This window comes from Scytonema sp. NUACC21 (assembly GCF_054684315.1).
Genome location: NZ_BAAFZH010000093.1, coordinates 123,838 through 149,099, shown reverse-complemented (window position 1 = coordinate 149,099; position 25,262 = coordinate 123,838). Strand labels below are relative to the sequence as shown.

Sequence of the window (25,262 nt, the reverse complement as noted above, 5' to 3'; positions counted from 1 at the left end):
GGCTTTTAAAAAATATCAGATGGATCGGCAGATTTCAGTTTTTGCATCGCCACTGTTCCCGAAACAAAACACATCACAACTGTTAAGATAAATACTGTTAAACTCCGTGTAACTGTCATAAAAATTGGGAGCATAGTAGCACTGGCTGCTAGTTGGTAAAGTCCTATTGCAAAAATGAAACCTGGAATGTAGCCGAATATAGCTAGTAACAAAGCTTCTTGTGCAAGAACTGCTAAAAAATAGCGGTTTTTGTAACCCATTGCTTTTAACGTGGCATATTCTGGCAAGTAATCTGCAACTTCTGAATAAAGAATTTGATAAACAATGACGACACCGACAATGAAAGAAACCATCACACCGAGACCAAAAATGAATCCGATGGGTGTGACATTTACCCAATAACTCTTTTCTTTCTCAGCAAACTCTTCAGCAGTTAGCACTTTTACATCACTCGGTAAATATAGTTTTAAATTGTCTGCAACTTGTTTTCTATCTGCATTTTGTTTTAATTTAAGCAAACCGACTTGAACTTGATTAGAACTGCGAGCAGGAAATATATGTAAAAAAGTTGAATCACTGGTAATGACATTACCAGAGGCTGCAAAAGAGGCACCCATTGTAAATAAAGCACTTACACGCACGTTAATATCATTTAATTGAGTTTCAACGGTTGATTGCTTTTTAAATAATTCGGGAATTGGGCCATACTCTGGTATAGAAGCTTGGTCAAAGATAACATTATTCAACATCTGAAGCTGACTTTGGTTTTGATTAACCTCGGGGAATTTTAATGCTTTGGTTCCTGGATCTATACCAAATACTAAGATTGTGTGCTTAAGCTGAGTTTTAGGATTCGTCCACACACCTAAAGCAATATATAACGGACTTACTGATTCTACCCCTTCAACGTTCAGTGCCTGATACAATCGATCTTTAGCAAAACTTCTTACTGTATATACGGTTTCAAACTGGGGGTTTAGCAATACTAAATCTGCATTAAGGCTTTTCTGTGGAGCCATAGAGCTGTCATAGAGGGCACCCTCAAACCCCATTTGGGTAAACATAAGGAAATCAGCGAAGGCTATACCAGCTACAGCAACTAACAAACGGGTTTTTTTCTTCGTCAATTGGAGCCATGCTAATGGGGTTTTACGAAATAACCTGCAAAACATAGGTATTAGTGTGTCAATGTGGTTTGGACTTGTAAGTTAGTTAAACCTGCGACTCGCTTGCTATCTTCACGATTCAAACGAATTTTGACTTCAACAATTCGGCGATCGAAATTTTCCCCTGGTTGAGTGCTGAAAACATTTTGTCGATTTACTTGTAAGCCAATTTGCGAAACGACACCGCGCACTTCCTTTGAAAATGCCTGACTCGTAATAATTGCTGGCTGTCCAACCTGAACTTTACCAATATCAGTTTGATAAATCTCTGCTACTGCTACCATTTGGTTATTTTGTGCCAATTCTAGAATACCCGCGCTGCCAACCTTTTCTCCAGTTTGCGTGTGAATCTTGAGAATTTGTCCTGCTATTGGTGCGCGAATATAAGCCTGTTTTAAATAAGTTTGAGCACGTTTAACTGCTGCTTGTGCTGTCTCTACTTCAGTCTGCGCTGCTTGAACATCCACCGGGCGGACTTCAGCGATGCGACTTAAGGTTGCTCTAGCTGCACTCAATTCTGCCTTCAGTACTCCTATGGTTTGGTTCTGTAGTGCTTTTGCCTCATTAAGCTGTGCTTGTGCAGTTTCCGCATTGAGACGCTGGCTGTCTAAGTTAGAAATGGAAATCACTCCCATTTGATACAACCGTCTATAGCGGTCATACTCAGCATGAGCTTTTCGGACTTCTGACTGCCAACGAGATATTGCAGCATTTTGGGCAGCTACCTTTCCTGCTAACTCTACCTGCAAACGGGTAATTACTGCTTGCTGTGCCTGAATTTCTCCTGTTTTAGCTCCAGCTTTTACTTGAGCAAGTTTAGCTTGACTCACTTTAACCTGTTTTTCAGCTAGTAGTAGTGCATCTTGTAACCGAGCATGTGACTCCAAAATTGCCACAACTTGTCCTGCTTTAACTATGTCGCTTTCTTTGACAAGTAGTTGAGAGATGCGATCGCCATCTAGTGCTACGGGTACAGACAGGTTCATTACCTCTGCTTCTGGCTCCAGTCGTCCCAAAGCAGTAATCTTTTTTACACTTGGTGTTGTTTTTAAAACCTTTGATGAAGAACTTTGACTGACTTGTCCAAATTGAGAAATGCTGTAAAAAACAGTTCCACCTATAATAGCGGTAGTTGCAATCACCAATCCCATTATCCAGCGATTTGAAGTTTTGGGTGACAACGTTGCACTCATGTTTTCTTGTCTCCGATAATTTGACGAACAAACAATCTGCTTTTTATAGGTTTTAGGGTTCTCAAACACCTGTCCAGTGGAGAGAGTAGCGAGAGACTTGCCCACCCCACTGCTCTCTGCTTTTCTTCCAGTGATTAATTTCCGAAGTTGTCTGAAGAATTACGATTTACTTAATTGCAAGCAGACGTGGTTGCTTTTGACGTTGTCCAGTCACAACCATCTCTACATTATCAGGAGCTGATAGGAATCCCCGCCGTGTAATCCGTGCAGGATGGCTATTGGTTAGTGATAGTTCTAGCTGAGAAAGAATAGTTGCCAATACTATTTTCATTTCATACTGGGCAAGGGCATCGCCAACACAACGCCTAGCACCAGCACCAAAGGGTAAATATTCATAGGGAGAAAATCGCTTTTCCAAAAATCGTTCTGGCTTAAATTCCTTCGCTTGGGGATAAGTATCTTCTCGCTGATGAGTGAGATAAATACAGCCGAGTAATTCTGTACCGGGCTCTAAGTCGTGCCCTAGTAGTGTAATTGGCGAACGCACGACTCTGGGGAAAAGAAGCGGACCAACAGGATAAATCCGCAAGGTTTCTGAACAAACAGCACTAAGATAAGGTAGCCGAACAATGTCGCTTTTATCTGGTGTGTCACCGAGACTGTCGAGTTCCTCAAGGAGCTTTTCCCGTACAGATGGTAGCTGGTGAATCCAATACAATGCCCACGTCATAACTGTGCCTGTAGTTTCGTAACCCCCAACTAACAGTGTCATCAATTCATCGCGTAATTCCAAATCTGTCATCGCTTCTCCCGCATCATCCCGCGCAGACATAAGTAAGCTCAGGACATCAATACGCGAAGGGTCAGAATATGCGCGGCGTTCTCTAATTTCTGCGTAAAGCAGTTCATCAAGTTGCTGTCTTTTGCGTAAAAACCTACCCCACGGGCTCCATGCCCCTAAATCCTGTTGCAGAATGGGAAAGAAAAGCTGACTGGCTTGAAGGGGAGAACTGATAACATCCATCATGCTATGAAGGAGTTGTTCAATTTGCCAATAACGTTCTCCCTCACTCAGACCAAACACAGCGCGTAGGATGACTCTCATGGAGATAGCTTGCATACATTCTCGGACGGAGAATGGTTTGTCCATCTCTAAACGAGAAACATTTCCTGCTTGTTTTTTTCCTTTAGTTTTGTTGTTAGAAGCAAATACTTCGCCCCTAAAAAATACCTGCTTGGTAATCTCTTCAATCAAACTACCGTATTCCCGCATCCGTTCGCCATGAAAGGGAGGAATTAACAACCGACGTTTACGGGTGTGGCGAATGCCACTTTGGGTCATGATTCCTTGAGTTCCTAAAAATGGTTCAAAAATTGTGTTGGCTTCCCCTGGTGCTCCAATTGTCTTATCCATATCGTTCGTCAAAATTTGCTGTAAGGCTTGGGGATTGCTTACATATACCAAGGGACGGAAACCTAAACCTATCCTAAGAGTAAATATGTCACCATAACGTTGGGCGCAGGACTCCATGTAGTCAAAGGGGTTGGTAATCCATTGGAGCAATTGTACGAATGGAGGAGTTTTTGGACCTTGAGGTAATGGCATAAATTCTTCTCAACCTTGTCTACTACTTACAATTAATTTCCTCACTGGTTAAATAAGCAACAAATTTTACACTTTGTATGCCCAGAAGTGGAAAGGGGTGTGCGGGATAGCTCTACCTACGAAACAATAAACTTTTAGCCTATGATTTTCGCTTGGGGGACGGTAGTGCAAAATCTGAGAAACAGGATATTTGATGCTATCCCATATAAAGTTTAGACACCAGTGAGGTTGGCAAACCGATTTCCAGCCCTAGTTATGGGTCGTGTTATAACTGTGGATGAAATCATCCTCTTAAGCAAGAGATTAGGCTCTTTGCTGAACCAACACATCGGCAGACGCGTTATGAACTTTAGTTTGCTACTGCATCCAAGCTTTTACAAGAAAAGATAATAAAGTTAGAAAAAAGCCGATATTGAGTGGTAACTTCTGCCACTCCTCGTTCCCAGAGCTTTTCAGCCGTTAAATCTATAAATTTTTTAAGATTTTCTTTATTATCTTTCAAGAAACAATCTGGTGTAAGCTGCGGGTATAGGATGTAGGGAGGGAATCCCCACATTAGAATAGACCTCTCCGAAAAAGGTGTAAGGGTTGTTGGTAGGCGCACCTTTACAACAATCTGTACTTTACCTTGTTGCAATCTGCTGTATTGTCGATTTGAGGCATCGACTGATTTTTCTCTAACTTTATTATCTTTTCTTGTCAAAGCTCTTTTGTAGTAGCAAACTGAAATTCATAGCACCTCGGACAATGTGTTGGTTGAGCAGAGACTATGACATCTTCTGATTATCAACTGATTGAGTAATCAACAAACAGAATTTACCAACTACATTGTTACCTCTACTATCTAGAACAAGTATAAGGAGAAAACGATGAGTATTAACACAGCTACAACCATTTCTGAGCAAGAATCTTCAAGCCTAGATTCTATCAACACTCTTGTTGAAAAATACGGTTTTGCAGCCTTTGATATGGATGTTAATTTGGAAGGTATTTTGAGTGAGTTCTTCGCTTATGGATTGCCAAACGACATTGAAAACGGGTTTTAAGCGATAGCTTCGCTACTGTGGAAAGCAAAGAACGCTAGCAAATGTATTAGCTCATATTTTGCATTTCCACACCTATCCTAAGAGAAATTATAGGCTAAGAAGCTTATTATTTTCTAGGCTACTGTGCGTTCAAGTGACATACTTAGTCTTTGGTGATTAATTATTGATAACACAAATAATGCTCATTATCAGACAATATGTAACTTATATGCATATTAGCTTACAAGTAAAGGTTAGTGGCGCGATCGCGTTTAGTAATACGTTTGCATTCAAGAGCCTGTAACTTGATTTACTAAATTCTCTAGTTACTTGATAAGGAGGTTATTTAGTTCAAAAAATCTTAATAATTAATAAGGTGAATGTTTGGAACCCATGAAGTTAATCAACTACTATCAAGAATTGTCAGCAAATTATTCAAAGTTAGAATTAGTTGACAATGAGCTAGCGCTCAAACTGTTAAATGATGCTGAGGAATATATTTGTCTTCGTGAAGAAACTTTGCCTGAAATAACTCCAAACTATAGTTTAGTGCAGATAGAACAGGAAAATAAGAGTTGGTGGCCAACCCATTGTGAAGCCCAACGACAAGGACGTGGAGATATTTTAGCAGGTGAGTATACCGATCCGCTTATCTACTTCTGTGCTGATGGCTCTTTTGATAGCAGAGAAGAAGTGACGAATATAGAGCTACATTGGTGGGCGATTACCGCTCAACCAGGTGTAAGAATGGTTTGGCCTCTCGTTATGTTTCGCGGAGAATTTATCTACTCTGAATGGATGTGTATTAACAAAGAGACAAATGAATCCATCGCTCAAGGAAACATGTTTTTGCTCCGACGGGGACATAGAGGCGGTTGCTATTTAAAATGCCATAGCCTGACCTTTTATCGCAATATCCGTGCGGCAGATGAATTGTTTGAATGGCTTAGGCTTTAGTACGTTAACAAATCTGGACAAACCCAACTCTACGGTATAAGTTGGCTCAATTTCGTTGCACATTGCTGCTTGGTTCCCTTGTCCCGTGACTCAGTTTCCTTGACCCAACGGGATAGCCAGTCGCCTAGGTCGGGCTAACCCTCCTGCAGCACTGACTCACCACTAATCCCTAGTTAGAGATACTGAAACAATTTTCAGTACGAGGCTTAGACAGTATTCAGTTTTTACGATTAGTTTGTGTTAAGTGTTTAAAGGTTTTCACAACCTTGTAAGCTTTTGCATCCCGCACCAATCAAGCATTCACTAATTGTATGCCACGCTCGTGTAGCCAACAAGAGCAAAGATACGCTTCATAAAATCACCAACTACTTATGCAAAAACCACGCGATTATCGTGGTTGAGGATTTAAACGTACGCCCGGACCACAGGATGAAGTTAGTCTCACAGGATGAAGTTAGTCCCACAAGATGAAGTTAGGTAGTTTTTATTTAGAAAAGTGCTAAGTGGTTTGTCAATATAAGTGCAAAAGACCAAGATGAAAAATTTCAGCTTATCTCTTTGTAAACGCCATCGGCTTGTCTTGTAGCTCGGTCATATAAGCACACGCCATGTCTGATGAATTATGCGCCCAACCAACGCGTCCCTGAGGATCTAGGAGGATACAGCCAGCTTCTCCTGCAACCTTAGATATCAAAAAGTTAATCGCCATCTGTGCTGCTTCGTCTGGGTGTCTGTCTCCAGTCAGGAAATCAATAGCAGTCTTGGATAATACCACTGGGATAATCGACTCTCCATCACCGGTAGTTGAGCAAGCACCTAGTTTATTATCGGCGTATAAACCACAGCCAACAACTGCACTATCCCCGACACGACCTGCGGGCTGATTCGTCGTGCCTCCTGTTGAGGTGCCGGCAACTAAGGTGCCGTTACTATCCAAAGCCACACAGCCTACAGTGTTTGGGCGATCGATAACTTCTGACTTCTCCTCCCACTGTTGCTTTTGCTCATCTGCGATTAAGTCTTCTTTGGGACACATTTGAACTCCATTCTCTGCAGCAAAGCGTTCTGCACTTCGTGCCACAAGCAGCATGGATTTTCGATCCATAATCTTGCGTGCCACCGAAATTGGATGGCGTACACCTTGAACTGCGGCTACCGAACCCCAACCCAAGGTAGCGCCTTCCATAATTGCTGCGTCTAGCTCTACCTCTCCCTGACGGTTGAGAACCGCACCTATACCAGCATTAAATGTAGGGTCTGCTTCCAAAACGCGGATAGCTGCTTCTACAGCTTCCCCTGCACTACCCCCTTTTGTCAGCACTGTCCAACCTGCTTCTACAGCAGCCAAACAGCCTGCATTATTCGCTTTTACCTTGTTCTTTGTAATGGTTTTTGCCCCACCATGAACAATAATGCTAAGTGCCATAAATTTCCTTATTTTTTAATGAAAACATACCTACCTACTTAGCTTACTTTTACTAGTACTCACAATAAGTTCGATATCTAGTAAAAAAGCTTTTCTGTTTGATTCACTTCTTAGAAATTAAAGGTTATTTACCTTTACAGAGATGCCCTTTCATCTAGAGGTGGGCAGTGCCCACCCAACCTTTATAAAGAAGGTGTAAGATGTCAGACAATTCCCCTTTACTACAGTGAAAATACTATTAATTCGTTATTTAAACCTTCTGTCAACCGACATATTTGTCTCTAACCACTCAATTCATTTATTATTAATTTTATTTGTAACTGTGAATACAAGTTTTCAACATAAAAATTTGACTGGCATGGTTAATCTGCCAGTCAGCACATAGGCGGCTATCGTCCTATTTTTTCGGTCAAAACATTTCTTAAGAATTATTGGTAGTCCCTAGCTTCTTCTATTATCGGCGCTAAAAATTAACTCAACTTAATGAGTATGTTCTTATCGACCCAATCCAAAAAACTCGGTATAACCAAATTGCCAAAGTCTCCCTCAACTCTGTCGTATTCTGGAACAGGGCTGTAGAGATTGTCAGGTGCATCTTCATGCTTGGGTTCTGAAGTACGCTGCAGCCGGAAGCCGACACGCTCCAATAAAGAATCTACCAATGAAGGCGAGAGTCGCTGTAGAAAATCCAATACCCTAGCTGCATCGCCAACCAAGATGTCGCGGGTAGGATGTTCGGCAGCGTGGAGGATAGCGTCAGCAACAAGACTGGGTTTATACAAGGGAGGCAATCCCACCGGTTTTACCCCTATCTTGGTGCGACATTTGTTGTAAAAGGGAGTGTTGATTGCAGCAGGTAAAATACTCGTCACACTGATAGGTATTTTTTCATGTTGCAACTCAACGCGGAGGGATTCGAGAAAACCTTCCATACCGTGCTTTGCTGCACAATAAGAACTTTGAAGGGGCACACTTCGCCTACCCAAAACCGAAGAAATATGAATTAGCGCCCCCCGCCCCTCACGTTTGAGATGGGGAAGTGCTGCCATTGCACCGTACACTTGCCCCATCAAGCTGACATTAATGACTCGGTGAAATTCTTCTGGTGTTGTGTTGTCGAAAGTGGCAAAGACAACAGTAGCAGGGCAATGTACCCAGGTATCCAATCGCCCGTACACTTCCACAACTTTGTCTGCGATCGCTTGAACTTGCTCGAATACCGTGACATCGGCGAGCACGGCAGTTGCTTCACCGCCAAAGCCCCGAATCTCTTCGATTAGGGAATCGATCCCTGGTTCACTGCGGGCAGAAACAACCACTTTCGCCCCTCGGCTGGCAAATTGGATGGCGGTTTCACGTCCAATACCACTCGAAGCCCCAACGACTGCAACGACCTGCTGATTGATTGGCTTCAGTTGCATAGTAACTAATTCTCCATTTCTTTATTGTTTAAAGTTTGTGCTTGACCCTTTGTATTCACTAACACGGTCATTTGTAACTAAGTTTCTAACTTTGGGAGGGACTTTTACAGATATGAGGTAGATAGTATCAAGTTGAACATAGCAGTCAGTGTTCTCCTAATTCAACCGTTCTTAGCCCCCATGAACAAATGTTGGGGGTTTTTTGTTGCTTTACAAATGCTTACAAGTACCCAGCTATCTATTTTATAAACTTGCTGAAAGATGAATAGGCTTATCTGCTATGTATTCATCAACACATTAATTTTTAATTAGGGTTCTGACTGAGGGAGGAACTAGAGTCCAGAAAGCGCAGATAGCATTGGTAACAATGTAGAACAAACATGCACAGCATTTAATAAATGCCTCCGAAGCACCACGGAGGCTTTATTTTAACTAAGCAGGCGATCGTGCTCCAATCTGTTGGAAATTAACTCCAGCCAGAAATTGGTTTAACGCCTCGGTAAATTCTTCCGGACGCTCGATTTGGGGTAGGTGACCGCAGTCTGGTATCAAAACAAGTTGTCCTCTTGGTAGACGACTGACTGCTTCTTGAGCCTGTTTTATAGGAAAAATCAGGTCTTCAGCACCCCAAACGACAAGGGTTGGCATCTGTAACTGCGTTAAAGAGTCGAGCAACACCTTGTACTGTCCAAACATATTCAGTTGTGTTCGCAGTGAGGATAAAGTAGCTTCAAGAAAGCCGGGAAGAAGGGTACAATCTCTTTTTTGAAGTAGCCTTGCTCCGTAGCAAGGGTTGCTCTTTGCTGTGAATAGAGGGCAACTTGGTCTAAGTCAGCCCGCGTCACTTGGTAAGCGGCTGCCAGCCGTTCAGCTTGCTCTCCCATCGCTTCAGCTGTGGTGGGATCGGTCAAACCATCGTAAAGTAAAATGTCCGTGAGTTGCTCTGGGTTACTTAGGAGGACTTTGTAACCCCATCTTGCTCGGTGTGAGAGGAAAAATCCGGTTTGGGACATGGATTCCATTCCACCAGCAAGTACGATTTCGGCTTCCCCAGAACGAATAGCGGTGGCAGCGTTCATGACGCTCATCATTCCCGACGAACACACCATGTCTACTGCATACCCGTTCACCGTTTGGGGAATCATTGCCTTGAAAGCTGCTTGACGGGGCAATGACTGTCCGTGACCTGCCCTGAGTACATTGCCAAAAATGTACAAGTCTAAAGCTTCTCCGGGTATTCCCGCCCTCCCCAAGGCTTCCCGCATGGCGAATGCACCTAAATCCACTGGAGCAAAACCAGCTAGGGCACCTCCAAACCGACCCAGTGGCGTGCGTATTGCTGAGACAATATAGGCTTGTTCCATTTGTACTTGTGCCTTCGTAAATACAACTTACTCAACCAACATCCGCAGCTTGCCTAAATAGGCAATTTCTGGGTATTTTTTCCACGTATAATTTATACCAATAAAAAGGTTTATCGGCACAATTTTATCCGCAATTATTTTTGTAAATTTTTCTTTTTTCACATCAATCATTAGAGATAATTTGCAAATACGATTGAGTCGTTTTTGAGGTTGTAAAATCTGTATCATATAAGTAAGTAAAAGGAGCAACACCAATGGATTTGTTTAATAATTTTGAGCAAGCTTTGAGACAATTTAGCGAAATCCAAAGAGGCATTTACAATAGTTGGACATTTATGATGCCGAATATGCAGAGCTTTAACACACCAAATTTTCGCGAGCCTTTGGATAAAACTCTGAAGTTCCAGGAAAGCGTTGTTGCAAGTTCTCTGGAATTACAGGCTTTGTTAGCCCGTATGTCTATCGAAACCCAGAAGCAATTTTGGGAAAGCTATTTCAATATGTTGCGACAGTGAATCAACAAATAGTTGAATGTTGGCTGTTTCCGGTGAACATTCAACAGTGAACCATTAACTCGATATAAAGAAAATCCCCAATAAATATCTTGGGGAGTTTTTCAAATTTGAAGCTACTATCGTTAGGGAAAACCTTTACTATTCCGTGCTGTTCATGAAAAGTTTTACTTCACCAACTTAACGCCTTTGACTCCTTAATAATCTAACTCTGCGATCGGCTTCAAATCGTCTATCTAGAGAAAGGCTTTAATGTTAAGCAAAATTGTAACTTCAAATACAAAAATTAAGAAATCAATGCTGGATTGTGGGCAAATTTGTCCTAATATAAATGCAAAACTGACCCACTTCTTCCCGCACCGAAGCTACAATGAATTTTAGTCAATTGCTTCTTGATAAAATAGATACAATTGTAACAAACTGGATTGACGCAGTTCGCCTCGATAGACAGATTTCGAGTACTGAGAAGTTACCACGCTCAAGTATAAGAAATCACCTACCTGATGTTCTGAAAGCGATGGCAACCGTGGTTTCTCAATCCGAGAAAAGCGATATTGAGTCGATAGTACAGAACAGCTTGGAACATGGCATTCTGCGTGCTGCACAAGGTTTTGCTCCAACAGAAATTGCACGTGAATACCGTCTACTGCGACAGGTTATCTTTTCTACCTTAGAGCCAGACCTAGCAGAGGGTCAGGTCCGGGAAGTGATGCGAGTTTACAGTGCGATCGACGAGACTATTGACGAAGCTGTAGCCCAGTGCTTCAAAAGTTATGTGGAGGAGCGATTGCGGGAACTACAGCAACTCCAAAGTCAAGCAGAACTCACCAATCAGGAACTGACTCGCTTGTTAAAAGCGAATCAGGAAAATGTCTCGCAACTAGCCCACGAACTGAAAAACCCTCTAAATTCAATTATTGGGTACTCGGAACTGATTTTGCGCTCTTCTCGAAAGAAGACTGATGTTGAGGACACCTTTCCCCACATAGAACATATTGAACGAGTGGTACGCAATAGCAGACAATTACTCCGCTTGATCAATGATGCCCTTGAAATCTCGCGGTACAAGGCAGGGAAGATGGAATTGCACCCAGTGCCAACAAATGTGTGCTCTTTGATTGACGATGTCGTTAAAATGTTGGAGCCTTCAGCAAATGCCAAAGAGATACAGATAGTCGTTGATTGCGATCGCGCTCCCAAAACAGTGCTGATAGATCCTTTGCGATTGCAGCAAATTCTCACTAATCTTCTGAGCAATGCGATTCGCTACACAGAGGTAGGAAGCGTCAAATTAACCTGCAACATAGTAGACGCGAGCCATTTGTCTGTTGCCGTCAGTGATACAGGAGTCGGAATTGCACCAGAAGACCAACTGCGTGTCTTTGACCCCTTCTTTCGTGCTGAAAATATTGTCACTAACGTACCCGATAGCACTGGTTTGGGGTTGGCAATTGTCTCGCAGTTGGTCAAACTCATGCAAGGCAAAATAGAACTCGTATCCCAGGTTGGAGTTGGCTCTACCTTCACTGTCATCTTGCCATACTCTTAACTGTTAACTGCTAATGAGAATTCATAGTGTCTTTCAAAGGCAAAAATGCTTGAATTCTTGCCATTAATTCATCATAATCAATTGGCTTACGGATAAAGTCATTGGCTCCTAAATGTAATCCTTGTGGTATATCAGCTTCTATATAAGCTGTGATTAAAAGAATAGGAATAAAAGGTAGTTTTTTATTCTCCCGAATGCGCCGAGTAACTTCATAGCCATCCATTCCTGGCATCATAGCATCGCTCAAGACCAAATCGGGTGGAGATGCTTCTATCTTAGCTAACGCTAATTTGCCATTTTTCGCAACATCAACTTCATACCCTTCCTCCGTCAAAATTGCCTCTAGTAGAGACAAATTATCTTCTATATCATCCACAACCAAAATACGTTTGGCTTTGCTTTTAGCTTGAGAAGAAAACATAAAATCAAGTCTCCATCGAGGTAAAGAGGCTTATCTCAATCCTGCATACAAAATAATAGCTATTTGTTGGCTGGCTTACCTCCCACCTGAGAGGAGTCTCAGCTTAAGCCAATCTGCAATAGTTGGTGGTAGATCTCGCTGAACCTTACTGCTGACGTACATCCCAATATGCCCAACAGGAAAGGAGCGAACGGTGTAGTCTTCACTTCCAATATACTTTTCCAGAGCCAAGGAAGATGCACCGGGAACCAGATGATCCATCTCGGCGTAAATGTTCAAAATAGGTATGCGAATATTTCTCAAATCTACTCGCTTTTCCCCTATCTTGATTTCACCTGCAATCAGTTTATTTTTTTGGTAGAAGTCCTTGAGAAATTGTCGGGAAGCCCCACCCACTCGATCGGGGCTGTCAAAAATCCATTTTTCCATCCGCAGAAAGTTGACAAGCTTCTCTTTATTGTCAACGATATCCAGAACATCCATATACTTTTTAACCCCCAACTGAAAGGGCTTGAGCATGATAAACGCAAAGTTCAGGAAGTTGCCTGGGACATTGCCAAAAGTATCTACCATGAGGTCTACATCCAAAGCCTTTGACCCCAGAGTGCATCCACCCCAAACATTTAGCAAGCCCTCATTGATATGAAAATCGACTGGGGTGACCATGACAATGAGGTTTTTCACTTTCTCTTGGTAAAGGGAAGTGTAGCAAAGGCTGAAGGTTCCCCCCTGACAAATTCCTAATAAGTTAATTTGCGCCAGATTGTGGCGCTTGCGTATCACATCTACACAGTTATTGATATAACCATTGATGTAGTCGTCAAGAGTTAGCCAGCGATCGCCTCTCGTGGGATAGCCCCAGTCAATGAGATAGATATCTAAACCCAGTTTGAGTAAGTTGGCAACAAGCGATCGACCTTCCTGTAAATCAACCATATACGGACGGTTGACTAAGGCATAAACGATGAGGATGGGGATGCGATCGCAGGTGAACTCCTTGTCAGAAGATACGAAGCGGTATAGTACCACTTTGTCCTCTCGGTAGACCTCCTCCTTGGGGGTCACTCCTATTTCAATGTCTTCTTCACGTAGGTGACCCAAAGTATCAAAGCCCTTCACTAGCTTGTGGGTAATCTCGAAAGAGACTATATTTTAGTTTGCTTGCTGAATTTATGTATCACTCTGGGGTTGTAGCAAAGCTTTTCTCATGCTTTTCACTTCCTTTCGCAACTCGTAGAGACTGCGATGTATCTCGTCAAGTTCGCTACGAGTCGGTTGGTCGCTCATCTTCAGAAACATTTCCACAAGCTGTTGCTGGTGTAGTCGCCAAGTCATTGCTGCGTTTACTAATTTTCCCTGAATCTGAAGGGCATCTTCAGAACGGAACCTCTGTGCAAATGTTTGGTCAAATATGCTACTCCAAACTTGCAGAAATTGCTGCCAGTTCTCAAGCTTTTCACCCTTGTTGTGGGAATACACTAGCTCTTGCTTCAGTTCCTCAAATGCCTTTATCCAGACAGCAAGCAATAGTAACAAATAATCAAAGCTTGCCTGATTGAAGTTTACCCAGGCATCAAAGGTCTGAAGCAGTTTGTTTAATTCTGGGGCGTACAGCTGGCGTGCGATCGCCAAGTCCAGTCCTTTCACTAATTCATTCATCTTCTTCGTTTATTGGAATGTTGATGACAAATTCTGTGCCTTTTCCACAAGCTGAAATACATTGTAACTTTCCCCGGTGTTTTTGAGTGATAATTTGATAGCTAATAGAAAGACCCAATCCAGTGCCTTTACCCTTTGCTTTTGTTGTAAAAAAAGGATTAAATATTTGATTTTGCAATGACTCTGGTATCCCCGGTCCATTATCCGCAATCCGAATTATCACCTCGCTATCCCTTAAAGTTGTGCTAATCTTAACTTGAGGGTTTTGCTGCCACGTCGTTGCAGAGGTTCCCCCGATTTCTGCAGGTGGTGTAATTTTAGCATCTTCACAAGATTCCGGTTGATATTTTATATTCTGAATGAAATTTTCTCTCGCTTTTCCTGTCTCTCCATCTTCCCATTTACCCATATCCTCTAGAGCATCTATGGCATTGGTTAATAAGTTCATAAAAACTTGATTGAGTTGACCGGGGTAACATTTCACTACAGGCAAACTCCCATATTCTTTAATGACCTCTATCATAGGACGCTTAGGTCGAGCTTTTAAACGATGTTGCAAAATCATGAGGGTTGTTTCTAATCCATCATGAATATCCACAGCTATTTTCTGATTTCCATCTGCACGGGAGAAATTTCTGAGGGACTGCATAATTCCTTGAATGCGATCTGTTCCCAATTTCATTGAGGAAATCAGCTTGGGCAAATCTTCCAGTATATGATTTAGATCGATAACCTCAATTTCCTCTTCTATCTCACTTCCCGGTTGGGGAAATTGTTTTTGGTAAAGTTTTATTAAATGAATGAGATCTTCAACATATTGATCCGCATAGTGTAAATTACTGAAAATAAAGCCCAAAGGATTATTGACTTCATGAGCAACTCCAGCCACTAACTGTCCCAAAGAAGAAATTTTCTCACTGTGAACTAGCTGCAATTGAGCTTTTTTTAGTTCTTCAAGGGTTTCAGAAAGTTCAGCAGTTCTTTCTTGAACTCGATGTTCTAATTCTTGTTTTTGCTTATCTAACTCCAGATTCAAACGTCTCAAGTTTAAATGAACTTGTATCCTGGCTAATATTTCCTCTTGTTGAAAGGGTTTGGTAATGTAATCGACTGCTCCTAGATTCAGACCTTTGACTTTTTGTACTGTCTCAGAAAGAGCAGTCATGAAAATAATTGGAATATCTTTTGTTGCTGGATTTAATTTTAGTATGCGGCACGTTTCAAATCCGTCTATTTTTGGAATAATAATATCTAACAATATTAAATCTGCTTGTTTGTTCTGAGCTTGCTCAATTCCACTGGTTCCATCCATTGCAATTAACACATTATAACCAGCATCATTTAAAGTGATATACAAATAATCTAAATTTGCCTTACTATCATCAATAACCAAAATTGTTTCTTTTTTTTCTAAATGGCTGATTTCAATTTCTTGGTGATGCTTATCTAGCATAATTAGTTGACCTTAATATTTCTTAAAAAATTATGAGAATTTAAATTGTCATTTTTACATAAACGAAAATGCTAAGAAAAATGACATACTCAAAGCTACTCTCGTTATTGATACTGAGGTAGTGAATTGTAACACTCTATATCTTAAGTAGAATTACTATTCAGAGAAGGCAAAATCACTCTGACTGAGCTTTCATGCTTTCGTTAGAGAGAGTTACTCAAGTCTATAGTTCCCAAATTGAATTTAGAAATATAGATATATTCAGAATAATTAAAGAAAATTTGCCCAGTTGTCAGGGAGAACGCGAGTGCGTGCCACGCTCACAGCCATACCACAGGAGCACCCCTAGCAATGTGCTAGGTCTGAACAACAACAAAGCACTAAAAGGTGGGCGCTGCCCACCCCCCGTTCTTGGTTCGATTTGCGCTTCAGTTTTTTAAAAGGAGCGTACTTTCCGATCCACTTATTCATTCATATTACGATAAGTGGCAACTGCAGAAGGAGATATTCGATTTAAGTAGCGGAATATCCAGTATTTAAAAATGGTATCTAAGATGACTGGGAAGGTAGCAATAAATAAAAAGATGAAATCATGATTGGCTGGTAACCCCCAATGACGGGAAATACCTTCTAGAATGACTTCCCAACCATGAGGAGAGTGGAAGCCTACAAAAATATCAGTAAATAAGATGATAATAAAAGCTTTGGCACTGTCACTCAAACCATAAACAATATGGTCAAAAAAATCTTTTAACACGGCGATTTCTCGTCTGCTCATCAGTAAAATCCACGTGAAAGCAGTCACTGATAATATATCTGAAAAAACGTTTTTGATAGCATTATTGCTTTCATGACGAAATTCTTCAGCAATTGCCTGAGCCTTTTCTTTTATCTCAACTTCCATCTGCTCGTGAGACAGGGATTCATTATTGCTAATTAAACTGTTAAATTTGATTAGTCCTTCAAACCTTTCTAGCTCTGTTAGCGCTTCCTCTTCCATTTCAGAATTCAGAAAAATTTTAGCTTCTTCAGAATGGTTCCTAAAGTAATTGTCAACAATTGGTCCTACAAATAAAGCTTTTGACAACTGATGAGTCAAAATAGGAACTATGATGAGCAGTAGGATAAATCTAACAGATATTATTGTTCGTTTTTGATTGTTGCGGAAATTTTTAACAACATCTTGTTCGGCATTTGGATCTAACTCAACTTGTAAGCGAGTGATAGTGTTAAAAATAGAACGGGGTATCACTCCAGTAGTATTGGTTTTGCTTCGTGGAGTATTATCCTGTTTATTCTTGGGAACAATTTGCGGTTTTGTTTGATTTGACGTCAGTTCTAAACTGACAACTTTATCTTGAGACAATAAACTTTTGGAAGCTACTTCATCGGAATCAAATGTGTTGTATTTTCCTATAACTTCGTCGATAAACTTAAGTTTTTCTAAGATTAAGGAAGGGTGGGAGTATTCAAGCCCCATTTTCCTAGCAATTTTTTGATTGGATTCACTAAGGAAAAAACGGCTGAACTTGAACTCTGTTAGCCGCATCCGAATGATTTTTAATTGTTTTTTCAGGTCTGACTCAAAATAATCTGTGACACTGCGACCATGAGTAGAGACAATGTTAATTTTATTACCACTAAAGTACTCATCTTCTATTGCCTTGATCTGCAGGGCAGCCTTGTATGCTTCATCGAGAGAACGCTCTGATGTTTGTAAGTACCATTGGTAAGCTTTAAGTAGGAGGGGGTAAATTTTTTGCCGATAGATAGAGTTAATCATTTTTGTCAGCAATTCTCTAACATTGTTTTATATCTCTTAAGCTTAAGTTAACGTACAAGGGCTATTAACAAATCTCCAGAGGTGGTTTGTGGTTTATGATTCTCTTTGGATAACAGGTCCTAGCCGTAGTGGTAAGACAACTCGCTTGGTGGAACAGTTTTGTCGTTGGGTACTCAGTGCAACTGGCAAGAAAGCGTATTATACGAAAATTAGAGAGCGAAAACACAGCAATGGCGTAGCAAAACGCCTATATCTTTATCAAACAGAACCAGGTGTGTTAGTCTTGGCTGCAAATGACGAGAATCGACGGACTTTGGCAGATAAACTTGTAACTGCCACCGAGGGAAAATATCCAGTACGCTGCAAGACACCTCTAGGTTTCATTCAAGATGAAGTCATTTTATTTTGGCCATTGCTGATTGAGTTGTTGAAATTGAAGGCACAGTTTCCAGTACGACTACGCCCAGAAACAGAGCAGGAATTGGCAACGAAACTCTGGCGATCGCACTTAGATGAGGGGAGATTGCGTCAGGTGGGAATGAGCGAGTACCGTCTGGTACGGCGCATCCTGGATATATTGCAACTAGCTGCTTATAGTAGCACAAATTGCGAAGAAATAGAGAAAATCCTAGCACAAGCTTTGGCACAGCAGGAAACTCCTGCAAATCTAGAACCAGAATTCGTAGCATCTTTGCTACTGGACTGGCGGAACTGGTGTTTGGAGAGGGGATTCCTGACCTACGGTATTATGACTGAACTTTACAGCCAGCACTTACTCGCAGACTCAAGCTACCAGCAGGCGCTTTTTACACGTTATCAAGCTGTTTTGGCAGATGACGTGCAGGATTACCCGGCTGTAGCAGGTCAATTGTTTGCGGTACTGTTAGAAGGCGATGCTGTAGGAGCATTTAGTTTCAATCCCGAGAGTGTAGTGCGTTTGGGATTGGGGGCAGATCCCAGCTACTTGGAACAATTATCAGCACATTGTCAGCAAGAAACTTTGACTCCCCTTCCCCTTTTGAGCCTTGTAGATAGCTTGGGGACGCAAATACAGGAATTGGTGACAGAACCTATGGTGCTGTTGAGCTTACCAGAAGCAGTGCAGTCGATTCAAACAACTTCTCGAGCCCAATTATTGCGCCAAACGGCAGAGGTCATTGTCAATGCTATTAAACAAGGACAAGTGCAGCCAAAAGAAGTAGCAATTATTGCACCGGGGTTGGATGCGATCGCCCGTTACACCCTAGTAGAAATACTCACCAAGCAAAATATTCCGGTAGAATCCCTTAACGATCAACGCCCTCTCATTAGTTCTCCTATTGTCCGAGGTTTACTGACTGTCCTTGCCTTAGTTTACCCTGGTTTGGGTCGGTTGGTAGATAGGGATGTAGTGGCAGAGATGTTGGTTGTATTGAGTCGGGGATATGCAGAGAGTCCGAGAGGGGGAGGAGAGGAGAACCATTCTTCTGTGTCCCCATCTCCCTTATCCCCAAGTCCCCACATCGATCCAGTACGGGCTGGATTGATAGCAGACCATTGTTTTGTACCACATCCCGAGCGACCCAACTTGCTTCCCGTAACAGCGTTTGACCGATGGGATAGACTGGGATACGCAGCGACTACAGCTTACAGCGAGATACTGCAGTGGTTGGAAGAGCAGAGAAAGCAACAGGAGATGCGCCTGATTCCCAGCCCTATTTCTCTTTTAGACAGAGCAATTCAGCGCTTTTTATGGAATGGGAGCAATCTTCCATACGACCAATTAGCAGCACTGCGGGAACTGTTGGAAACCGCCCAACACTATTGGGAAATTGATACTAGACTGCGGCAAATCCCCCCCACTTCTGTAGAGACGAGTCATGAGGGATCGAGACAAATCCCCACTTTTTACTCCACAATTGCTGAATTCATACAACTGCTCAGACGGGGGACAATTACTGCTAACCCGTACCCCGTTCGTCCTGTTGGACTTCAATCAAACGCCGTCACCCTAGCAACAATCTTCCAGTACCGTTCTTCAAGACGATTTCACCGCTGGCATTTTTGGCTGGATGCTGGTTCGCCATTATGGGCAAAAGGTGGTGCATCGACTTTGTTTGCTGCTCCATTTTTCCTTAAGGAAAGGATGGGACAACCCTGGACAGCAGAAGATGAAAAATTGGCAGAAGACCAGCGATTGCAGAGAATTTTGGCAGATTTACTTGCCCGAGTTTCTGAGAAAATTTATTTATGTCACAGCGATTTAGCTGTCAGTGGGCAAGAACAACTCGGTCCACTACTGCCCTTTGTCAATGCGTCTGTGCCGATGTCGAGTAAACCTGATGTTGCTAGTGGTGTTCCTGTTCCACGGTAGGAAACCCGCACTCAACAAATAGGGCGGGGTAGTCCATAATATTAAGTAAAGTAAAGAATTTATCAGAAATCAAAATCAAGAGCAATGGTGTTATTTGGATTTGGTAAAAAATTAGATTTGCCCACTCCCGAACAGGCGCTACCAGGACGGGCACAAGAAATGCCAGTACCCGACCGTCACTATGTTAACGGTAACCCACTAAAACCCCCCTTTCCAGAGGGTATGGAGATGGCAATCTTTGGCATGGGGTGTTTTTGGGGAGCAGAACGTAAGTTTTGGCAACTAGAAGGAGTTTATACTACCGGTGTAGGTTACGCTGCGGGAATAACCTCCAATCCAACTTATCAAGAAGTCTGTACCGGAATGACCGGTCACAATGAAGTCGTGTACGTGGTTTACGATCCCAAAGTCATTAGTTACTCTCAATTGCTCAAAGTCTTTTGGGAAAACCACAACCCCACTCAAGGAATGCGTCAAGGTAACGACGTAGGAACCCAGTATCGTTCGGGAATTTATGTCTATTCCGAAGACCAAAGAAAACTAGCGCAAGCATCACGAGATGCCTATCAAGAAGCTCTAAACAAAGCTGGTTACGGCAAAATTACGACTGAAATTCTTGATGCTCCTACTTTTTACTACGCAGAAGCATACCATCAGCAATATCTTGCTAAAAATCCCAATGGATATTGTGGCTTAGGCGGAACCAACGTTGCTTGTCCTGTTGGAATTGTGCAAGCTAATTAGTACTCCGTTATCATTCGTAGGGTGGGCAGTGCCCACCAACATTAAATCGGCAATGCCTACCCTACAAAAATCGGTATTTTTACAATTAAACAAAAAAGCCAAACAACACGGCGATCGCAAAAATCCACAAAATAACGCTAACAGGTGCGCCGACTAAAATTCCCGCAATTGCCCAGCCTCTTTGATGCTCTTTAAAGTGTTGAATACTGCGCCAACGTCTACTTTTCCAAGCCCACTCATTGCCCCTAGCACCAAGAGCAACAGTCATTATCCAACCAACTTGTGGGATTAGGCACAATGAGCCAATCCATACCTTATTGCGCCACACCCAAAACCAAGGCAATAGAAATGCACCCCAGTTCCATCCTTTAATTTCCTCAGGCACAGGTTCTGCATAATTGTCAATACCGCATCCAGAATTATTTATGATTTCTTTGGAGGGCAAAGCTTGGGCTTGTACAACCAAACCGGAATTAAGCACATCCAATGCTTTACGAGCAGTTGAAAAGCGGTTTTCTGGTGCAGGTTCAGTCATCTTCTGCAACCAGCTGATAAAACTCGGACTCAGGCTGACTCGCTCAGCAAACTGAATTCGTAAATCCCGCTGAGGTAACTCAGATGGAGAAACACCTGTTAGTATATGAATCAATGACGCCCCAAGTGCGTATAAATCTGATGCAGGAACCGCCCTACCACCAAATTGCTCCATCGGCGCGTAACCATATGTTCCCACTACCGTAAAGGTCACTCCCTCTCGTGAAGCTTTGTCTTGAACTGCACCAAAATCAACCAAATAAATTTTATCGTCTTCACCCCAAATTAAATTACTCGGTTTAATATCGCGATGCAGGACAGCAGGATTGAGTTCGTGCAGTTCTGTGAGAATATCTAAGACTTCAACGGCAATTTTTCGTGCTTGTTTTTCTGTAAATCTTTTACCTAGAACTAGTAATTCCTTTAGGGATTCCCCCGGTATGTATTCTTGCACTAAGCTAAACCAGAGGGCTTGGTCATCGATACAAAAATAATCAACATACTTTGGAATGCGAGGATGATGGAGATTTTGGAGAATTTGTGCTTCCCGTTCAAAAAGTTTGAGGTCATCCCATTGTACAGTACCGCCAAAAGCAAGGCATTTTACCACAACTTGCTTTTTTTCTGCATCCGAGGCTTGTAAATCTAATGCCAGCCATGTTTGACGAATCCCGTTGTTACCAAGTTGGCATTGAAGTTGGTAACGGTTCTGTATCACTTGTTCTACTTGCAGCATCTAGCACCTGCTTGTCACCAGCCTGATTTTTCTAATCTAGCTGTAAGTTTTCGCTATGGCATCATGTGTTGAAGAAATTGCCTTACCAATGACGAATGACAAAGGACGACCAAAACTTAACTTTATTAAGCGTAAACTTTTCGGTAGTAAGCTTGATACTCCTCAGAAAGCAACGGTTCCCACCAATCGCGGTGAGTGAGGTACCATTCCACAGTCAGACGCAAACCTTCCGCGATCGTGACTGAAGGCGTCCAGCCTAAGTGTGTTTTAATTTTAGTGGCATCAATAGCATATCTCCGGTCATGTCCGGGTCTATCCTTAACAAAAGTAATCAATTCCTTTGAAGGATGGACTGGTAACTTGGGTGCTAATTCATCCATTAAAGTGCATAACATTTGCACAAGGTTGATATTTTCTACCTCATTGTTACCACCAATGTTATAGGTTTCACCCGGTTTTCCTAAATGAATAACCACGTCCAAAGCTTGGCAATGATCTCCCACATAAAGCCAATCCCTCACATTTTTACCATCCCCATAAACGGGTAATGGTTTACCTAGAAGAGCATTAATGCACATCAAAGGAATTAACTTTTCAGGGAACTGATAGGGACCATAATTGTTAGAGCAATTTGTAATAATCGTAGGTAAACCGTAAGTATGGTGATAAGCATGGGCTAAATGGTCGCTACCAGCTTTAGACGCTGAATAAGGGCTGTTGGGCGCATAAGGAGTTGTTTCCGAAAAGGCAGGATCGTTGGAACCAAGGCTACCGTAAACTTCATCAGTAGAAACGTGCAAAAAACGGTATTCAGATGGCTTACCCTTCTCTTCCCAATGCTGGCGAAAAGTTTCTAGTAAGGTAAAAGTCCCTACCACATTTGTTTGTACAAAAGCACCCGGTCCTAAAATTGACCTATCAACATGGGATTCAGCAGCAAAATGGGCAATGATATTAATATTTTCTGCTTGTAATAAGTCTGTAATGAGAGTGCGATCGCAAATGTCTCCCCGGACGAAGCGAAAATTTTCCTGTTCCTCAACTGACGCCAAATTGCGACGATTTCCCGCATAGGTCAAAGCATCCAACACCACTACACGGTCATTTGGATAAACCTTTAACCAATGATGTACAAAATTCGATCCAATAAATCCCGCACCACCAGTTACCAATAACCTACGACTCATCACACACACTCCTCTTTTGCTCTGGTCAACAAGCACTTTCCTCAATGGGGGTAACCCTCCCACGGAAGTACCCTACTCCGCAATCTATAGCGGGTTCAAGCATTTTCTTCCAACAACCGTCGCAAAGCTACCTTCATTTCTTCAGGCGTTGTCGTTGTTGTACCGAACTGCCGCACTACAATACTAGCCGCTAAATTACCCAGAACAGATGCTTCCCAAACAGACGCCCCAGCCGTTAAACCAAGAGTTAGTGCTGCTACTACAGTATCCCCAGCACCTGTCACATCAAACACTTGGGTTTTATTAAAAGCTGGAATGCGCTCCTGAGTACCATCATCATTAAACAGAGTCATCCCCTGTTCCCCACGAGTAATCAGGATATGTTTGGCGTGAGTCAATTTCAGCAAGTCTCGCCCTGCTTGATTTAAGGTTGTTTCATCAGTAATTGCATATCCTACGGCAAGTTCAGCTTCCGGTAAATTGGGGGTAAATAACGTTGCTCCCCGATACCGTTCCAAATGCTTTTGAGCATCCACAATAATCCGAGAACCAGAGAGTACTGCGGAAATGACAGGCTCAGTCAAAGTCCCATCACCATAATCAGAACAGACTACGGCATCTACTGAAGGAATTTGTTTTTTAATATACTCTGACAATTGTAACTGCAAATCCCAATCGGGTAAACCATCTGATTTGCGATCCACCCGAACTATTTGCTGAGTAACTGATTGACGGGAATGACCGGAGATCCTTGTTTTAGTCACTGTCGGACGATGGGGATCGAAAAAAACACCATCCATTTTGATTCCTGCAGATTCTAGCAAACCATGTAGCGCTTTGCCTTGCTCATCTTTGCCCAAAATCCCTACTGCCAAGACTTGCCCTCCCAATCGGGCAAAGTTAGAGACTGCATTTGCACCGCCTCCCGGTACTTGTTTGGTATTTTCATGACGGAGAATCAACACGGGCGCTTCCCGAGATACTCTTTCCACTTGACCTGTAAGAAATTCATCCAAAGTCAAATCTCCCACAATCAACACCTTAGACTGGGAAAAACTTTCTATAAGATGAAACAGTCGGTCGGCGACAGCACGCAGTTTATCTGCAAATTCAGAATCCAAAGGCATAATAGAATCAAAAAATACAAACAGCGGCTACTTTAACACTTTTGTGGATGTCATTTGTCATTTGTCATTTGTCATTTGTCATTGGTCATTGGTCATTGGTCATTAGTTTGTCCACCCGTTCCCGTTGTGGTGGGTAGGATGTTTTTCAAAGTACGAAATAATGACCAACGAGTTGCATTAACTGCGGCTGCATCCTTTAATGGTTGCTTGGCTTGTTGTTTTATTTTTTCTAACCTAGAACCATCTTTTTTGAGAAATTCATCTATAGATTTAGAAGATTTCTTAAGGTTGCATCGCTCACAAGACAAAGTTAAATTGCTGACTCTGTTGCTACCTCCCTGAGACTTGGCGTGAATATGCTCAATCTGAAGTGGTACACCAACTTTATCGCAATAAGCGCATTTGCGTCCCCATTTTTCTAAAAGATATTCGCGGACTTCATATCCCCACAAAGTTCCTTGACTGTATTCGATTCCTTCCACTTCTGGGTTTTGCATTTTCTGGGTGTCAAACTTAACTAATTCCATCATTATCTGGGTAATAGGAGCATAGCGACAAAGCCGCTTTACCCAAGTCTCAATAGTGAGAACGCGATGCATCAATGATGGAGGTAGCCAACCTTCTTTACGCTTGCGGTTATTAAATCTTGGTTCCCTATAACGAGTTTTGCGATTCCTGCGACTGCGGCGTAATGCTCTTCTAGAATCCAAAGATTTTTTGATATCCCATCCTCTATGCTCTAATTCAGCTACCCAAATAACATTTTCTCCATCTAAAACCGCAATCCCAGAAAATCGAGATCCGGGATCTAATTTTACCGTTAATGGTTTTAATGTTGGGTTAGCAACTGCGTGTTTAAGAATAATTGTGAATGGGTATATTCTAAACACAGCAGCTTTTTGTTTTGTAAGTAGCTCCCTAGCTCGTGATGGCGGAATGGGATTAAGAGGTTGTTTGTTGCTATCTAGAACGAAGACATGATTTTGCATTTCTGCAACTCCTTACGGGTAAAGTTAGCTATGCCTCCTTCGTCGGCACGCTTCGCG

23 protein-coding genes are annotated in these 25,262 nt (G+C 42.2%); 6 read left to right on the top strand and 17 right to left on the bottom strand.

Translation table 11 applies throughout. The features are described from left to right. Positions 1–5: 5 nt before the first annotated feature. The 4 genes from devC to ACYRY3_RS26530 all read right to left on the bottom strand — a co-directional run bounded on the left by devC (position 6) and on the right by ACYRY3_RS26530 (position 4,668). On the bottom strand, positions 6–1,172 hold the full coding sequence (gene devC / locus ACYRY3_RS26545; protein WP_460204616.1) for an ABC transporter permease DevC: 1,167 nt from the start codon (positions 1,170–1,172) through the stop codon (positions 6–8). A 5-nt stretch (positions 1,173–1,177) separates the two neighbouring features. Then, the gene (locus ACYRY3_RS26540) at positions 1,178–2,359 is read right to left on the bottom strand and encodes an ABC exporter membrane fusion protein (protein WP_460204615.1); all 1,182 of its coding nucleotides are present in this window, start codon (positions 2,357–2,359) and stop codon (positions 1,178–1,180) included. Between the two features lie 166 nt (positions 2,360–2,525). After that, a complete protein-coding gene (locus ACYRY3_RS26535) occupies positions 2,526–3,965 on the bottom strand; it encodes a cytochrome P450 (protein ID WP_460204614.1) in 1,440 nt (479 codons plus the stop codon). A gap of 349 nt (positions 3,966–4,314) precedes the next feature. Continuing rightward, positions 4,315–4,668, bottom strand: a complete 354-nt coding sequence (locus tag ACYRY3_RS26530) for a hypothetical protein (protein WP_460204613.1) — start codon at positions 4,666–4,668, stop codon at positions 4,315–4,317. A 166-nt stretch (positions 4,669–4,834) separates the two neighbouring features. Here ACYRY3_RS26530 and ACYRY3_RS26525 point away from each other — a divergent pair, with 166 nt between their 5' ends. Continuing rightward, on the top strand, positions 4,835–5,011 hold the full coding sequence (locus ACYRY3_RS26525; protein WP_460204612.1) for a hypothetical protein: 177 nt from the start codon (positions 4,835–4,837) through the stop codon (positions 5,009–5,011). A 372-nt stretch (positions 5,012–5,383) separates the two neighbouring features. Further along, positions 5,384–5,947 (top strand): hypothetical protein, encoded by a 564-nt coding sequence (locus tag ACYRY3_RS26520; protein WP_460204642.1) that lies wholly within the window; start codon positions 5,384–5,386, stop codon positions 5,945–5,947. 550 nt (positions 5,948–6,497) lie between these two features. Here the strand turns inward: ACYRY3_RS26520 and ACYRY3_RS26515 are convergent. The 4 genes from ACYRY3_RS26515 to ACYRY3_RS26500 all read right to left on the bottom strand — a co-directional run bounded on the left by ACYRY3_RS26515 (position 6,498) and on the right by ACYRY3_RS26500 (position 10,158). After that, a complete protein-coding gene (locus ACYRY3_RS26515) occupies positions 6,498–7,373 on the bottom strand; it encodes an isoaspartyl peptidase/L-asparaginase family protein (RefSeq protein WP_460204611.1) in 876 nt (291 codons plus the stop codon). A gap of 470 nt (positions 7,374–7,843) precedes the next feature. Further along, positions 7,844–8,794: an SDR family oxidoreductase gene (locus tag ACYRY3_RS26510; protein ID WP_460204610.1), complete on the bottom strand. Its 951-nt coding sequence runs from the start codon at positions 8,792–8,794 to the stop codon at positions 7,844–7,846. A gap of 432 nt (positions 8,795–9,226) precedes the next feature. Continuing rightward, a complete protein-coding gene (locus ACYRY3_RS26505) occupies positions 9,227–9,490 on the bottom strand; it encodes an alpha/beta fold hydrolase (protein WP_460204609.1) in 264 nt (87 codons plus the stop codon). 2 nt (positions 9,491–9,492) lie between these two features. Next, the gene (locus ACYRY3_RS26500) at positions 9,493–10,158 is read right to left on the bottom strand and encodes a thiolase family protein (RefSeq protein WP_460204608.1); all 666 of its coding nucleotides are present in this window, start codon (positions 10,156–10,158) and stop codon (positions 9,493–9,495) included. 254 nt (positions 10,159–10,412) lie between these two features. On the opposite strand from ACYRY3_RS26500, the gene ACYRY3_RS26495 reads away from it, so the two are divergent. After that, positions 10,413–10,673, top strand: a complete 261-nt coding sequence (locus tag ACYRY3_RS26495) for a hypothetical protein (RefSeq protein WP_460204607.1) — start codon at positions 10,413–10,415, stop codon at positions 10,671–10,673. A gap of 367 nt (positions 10,674–11,040) precedes the next feature. Beyond that, entirely contained in the window at positions 11,041–12,219 is a 1,179-nt protein-coding gene (locus tag ACYRY3_RS26490) for a sensor histidine kinase (protein WP_460204606.1), read from the top strand. Between the two features lie 10 nt (positions 12,220–12,229). Here ACYRY3_RS26490 and ACYRY3_RS26485 read toward each other — a convergent pair whose 3' ends face one another. The 5 genes from ACYRY3_RS26485 to ACYRY3_RS26465 form a co-directional block, all read right to left on the bottom strand. Further along, positions 12,230–12,640 (bottom strand): response regulator, encoded by a 411-nt coding sequence (locus tag ACYRY3_RS26485; protein ID WP_460204605.1) that lies wholly within the window; start codon positions 12,638–12,640, stop codon positions 12,230–12,232. Between the two features lie 75 nt (positions 12,641–12,715). Continuing rightward, on the bottom strand, positions 12,716–13,774 hold the full coding sequence (phaC, locus tag ACYRY3_RS26480; protein WP_460204641.1) for a class III poly(R)-hydroxyalkanoic acid synthase subunit PhaC: 1,059 nt from the start codon (positions 13,772–13,774) through the stop codon (positions 12,716–12,718). Between the two features lie 36 nt (positions 13,775–13,810). Further along, positions 13,811–14,299: a poly(R)-hydroxyalkanoic acid synthase subunit PhaE gene (locus ACYRY3_RS26475; protein WP_460204604.1), complete on the bottom strand. Its 489-nt coding sequence runs from the start codon at positions 14,297–14,299 to the stop codon at positions 13,811–13,813. After that, a complete protein-coding gene (locus tag ACYRY3_RS26470; protein WP_460204603.1) occupies positions 14,292–15,752 on the bottom strand; it encodes a hybrid sensor histidine kinase/response regulator in 1,461 nt (486 codons plus the stop codon). Before ACYRY3_RS26470 ends, ACYRY3_RS26475 begins: the two co-directional genes overlap by 8 nt. Positions 15,753–16,215: 463 nt before the next feature. Next, the gene (locus ACYRY3_RS26465; RefSeq protein ID WP_460204602.1) at positions 16,216–17,535 is read right to left on the bottom strand and encodes a proton extrusion protein PcxA; all 1,320 of its coding nucleotides are present in this window, start codon (positions 17,533–17,535) and stop codon (positions 16,216–16,218) included. 88 nt (positions 17,536–17,623) lie between these two features. Here ACYRY3_RS26465 and ACYRY3_RS26460 point away from each other — a divergent pair, with 88 nt between their 5' ends. Continuing rightward, positions 17,624–19,888 carry a recombinase family protein gene (locus ACYRY3_RS26460; protein WP_460204601.1) on the top strand — a complete coding sequence of 755 codons (2,265 nt, stop codon included), beginning with the start codon at positions 17,624–17,626 and terminating at the stop codon, positions 19,886–19,888. Positions 19,889–19,972: 84 nt separating this feature from the next. Further along, positions 19,973–20,632 (top strand): peptide-methionine (S)-S-oxide reductase MsrA, encoded by a 660-nt coding sequence (gene msrA, locus ACYRY3_RS26455; RefSeq protein WP_460204600.1) that lies wholly within the window; start codon positions 19,973–19,975, stop codon positions 20,630–20,632. A gap of 85 nt (positions 20,633–20,717) precedes the next feature. Here the strand turns inward: msrA and ACYRY3_RS26450 are convergent, their stop codons facing one another. The 4 genes from ACYRY3_RS26450 to iscB form a co-directional block, all read right to left on the bottom strand. After that, positions 20,718–21,902 (bottom strand): serine/threonine protein kinase, encoded by a 1,185-nt coding sequence (locus ACYRY3_RS26450; protein WP_460204599.1) that lies wholly within the window; start codon positions 21,900–21,902, stop codon positions 20,718–20,720. 125 nt (positions 21,903–22,027) lie between these two features. Beyond that, positions 22,028–23,089: a dTDP-glucose 4,6-dehydratase gene (rfbB, locus tag ACYRY3_RS26445; RefSeq protein ID WP_460204598.1), complete on the bottom strand. Its 1,062-nt coding sequence runs from the start codon at positions 23,087–23,089 to the stop codon at positions 22,028–22,030. Positions 23,090–23,184: 95 nt separating this feature from the next. After that, complete coding sequence (locus ACYRY3_RS26440; protein WP_460204597.1) at positions 23,185–24,216, bottom strand: bifunctional heptose 7-phosphate kinase/heptose 1-phosphate adenyltransferase; 1,032 nt, start codon at positions 24,214–24,216, stop codon at positions 23,185–23,187. Positions 24,217–24,308: 92 nt separating this feature from the next. Continuing rightward, positions 24,309–25,205 (bottom strand): RNA-guided endonuclease IscB, encoded by an 897-nt coding sequence (iscB, locus tag ACYRY3_RS26435; RefSeq protein ID WP_460204596.1) that lies wholly within the window; start codon positions 25,203–25,205, stop codon positions 24,309–24,311. Between the last annotated feature and the right edge of the window lie 57 nt (positions 25,206–25,262).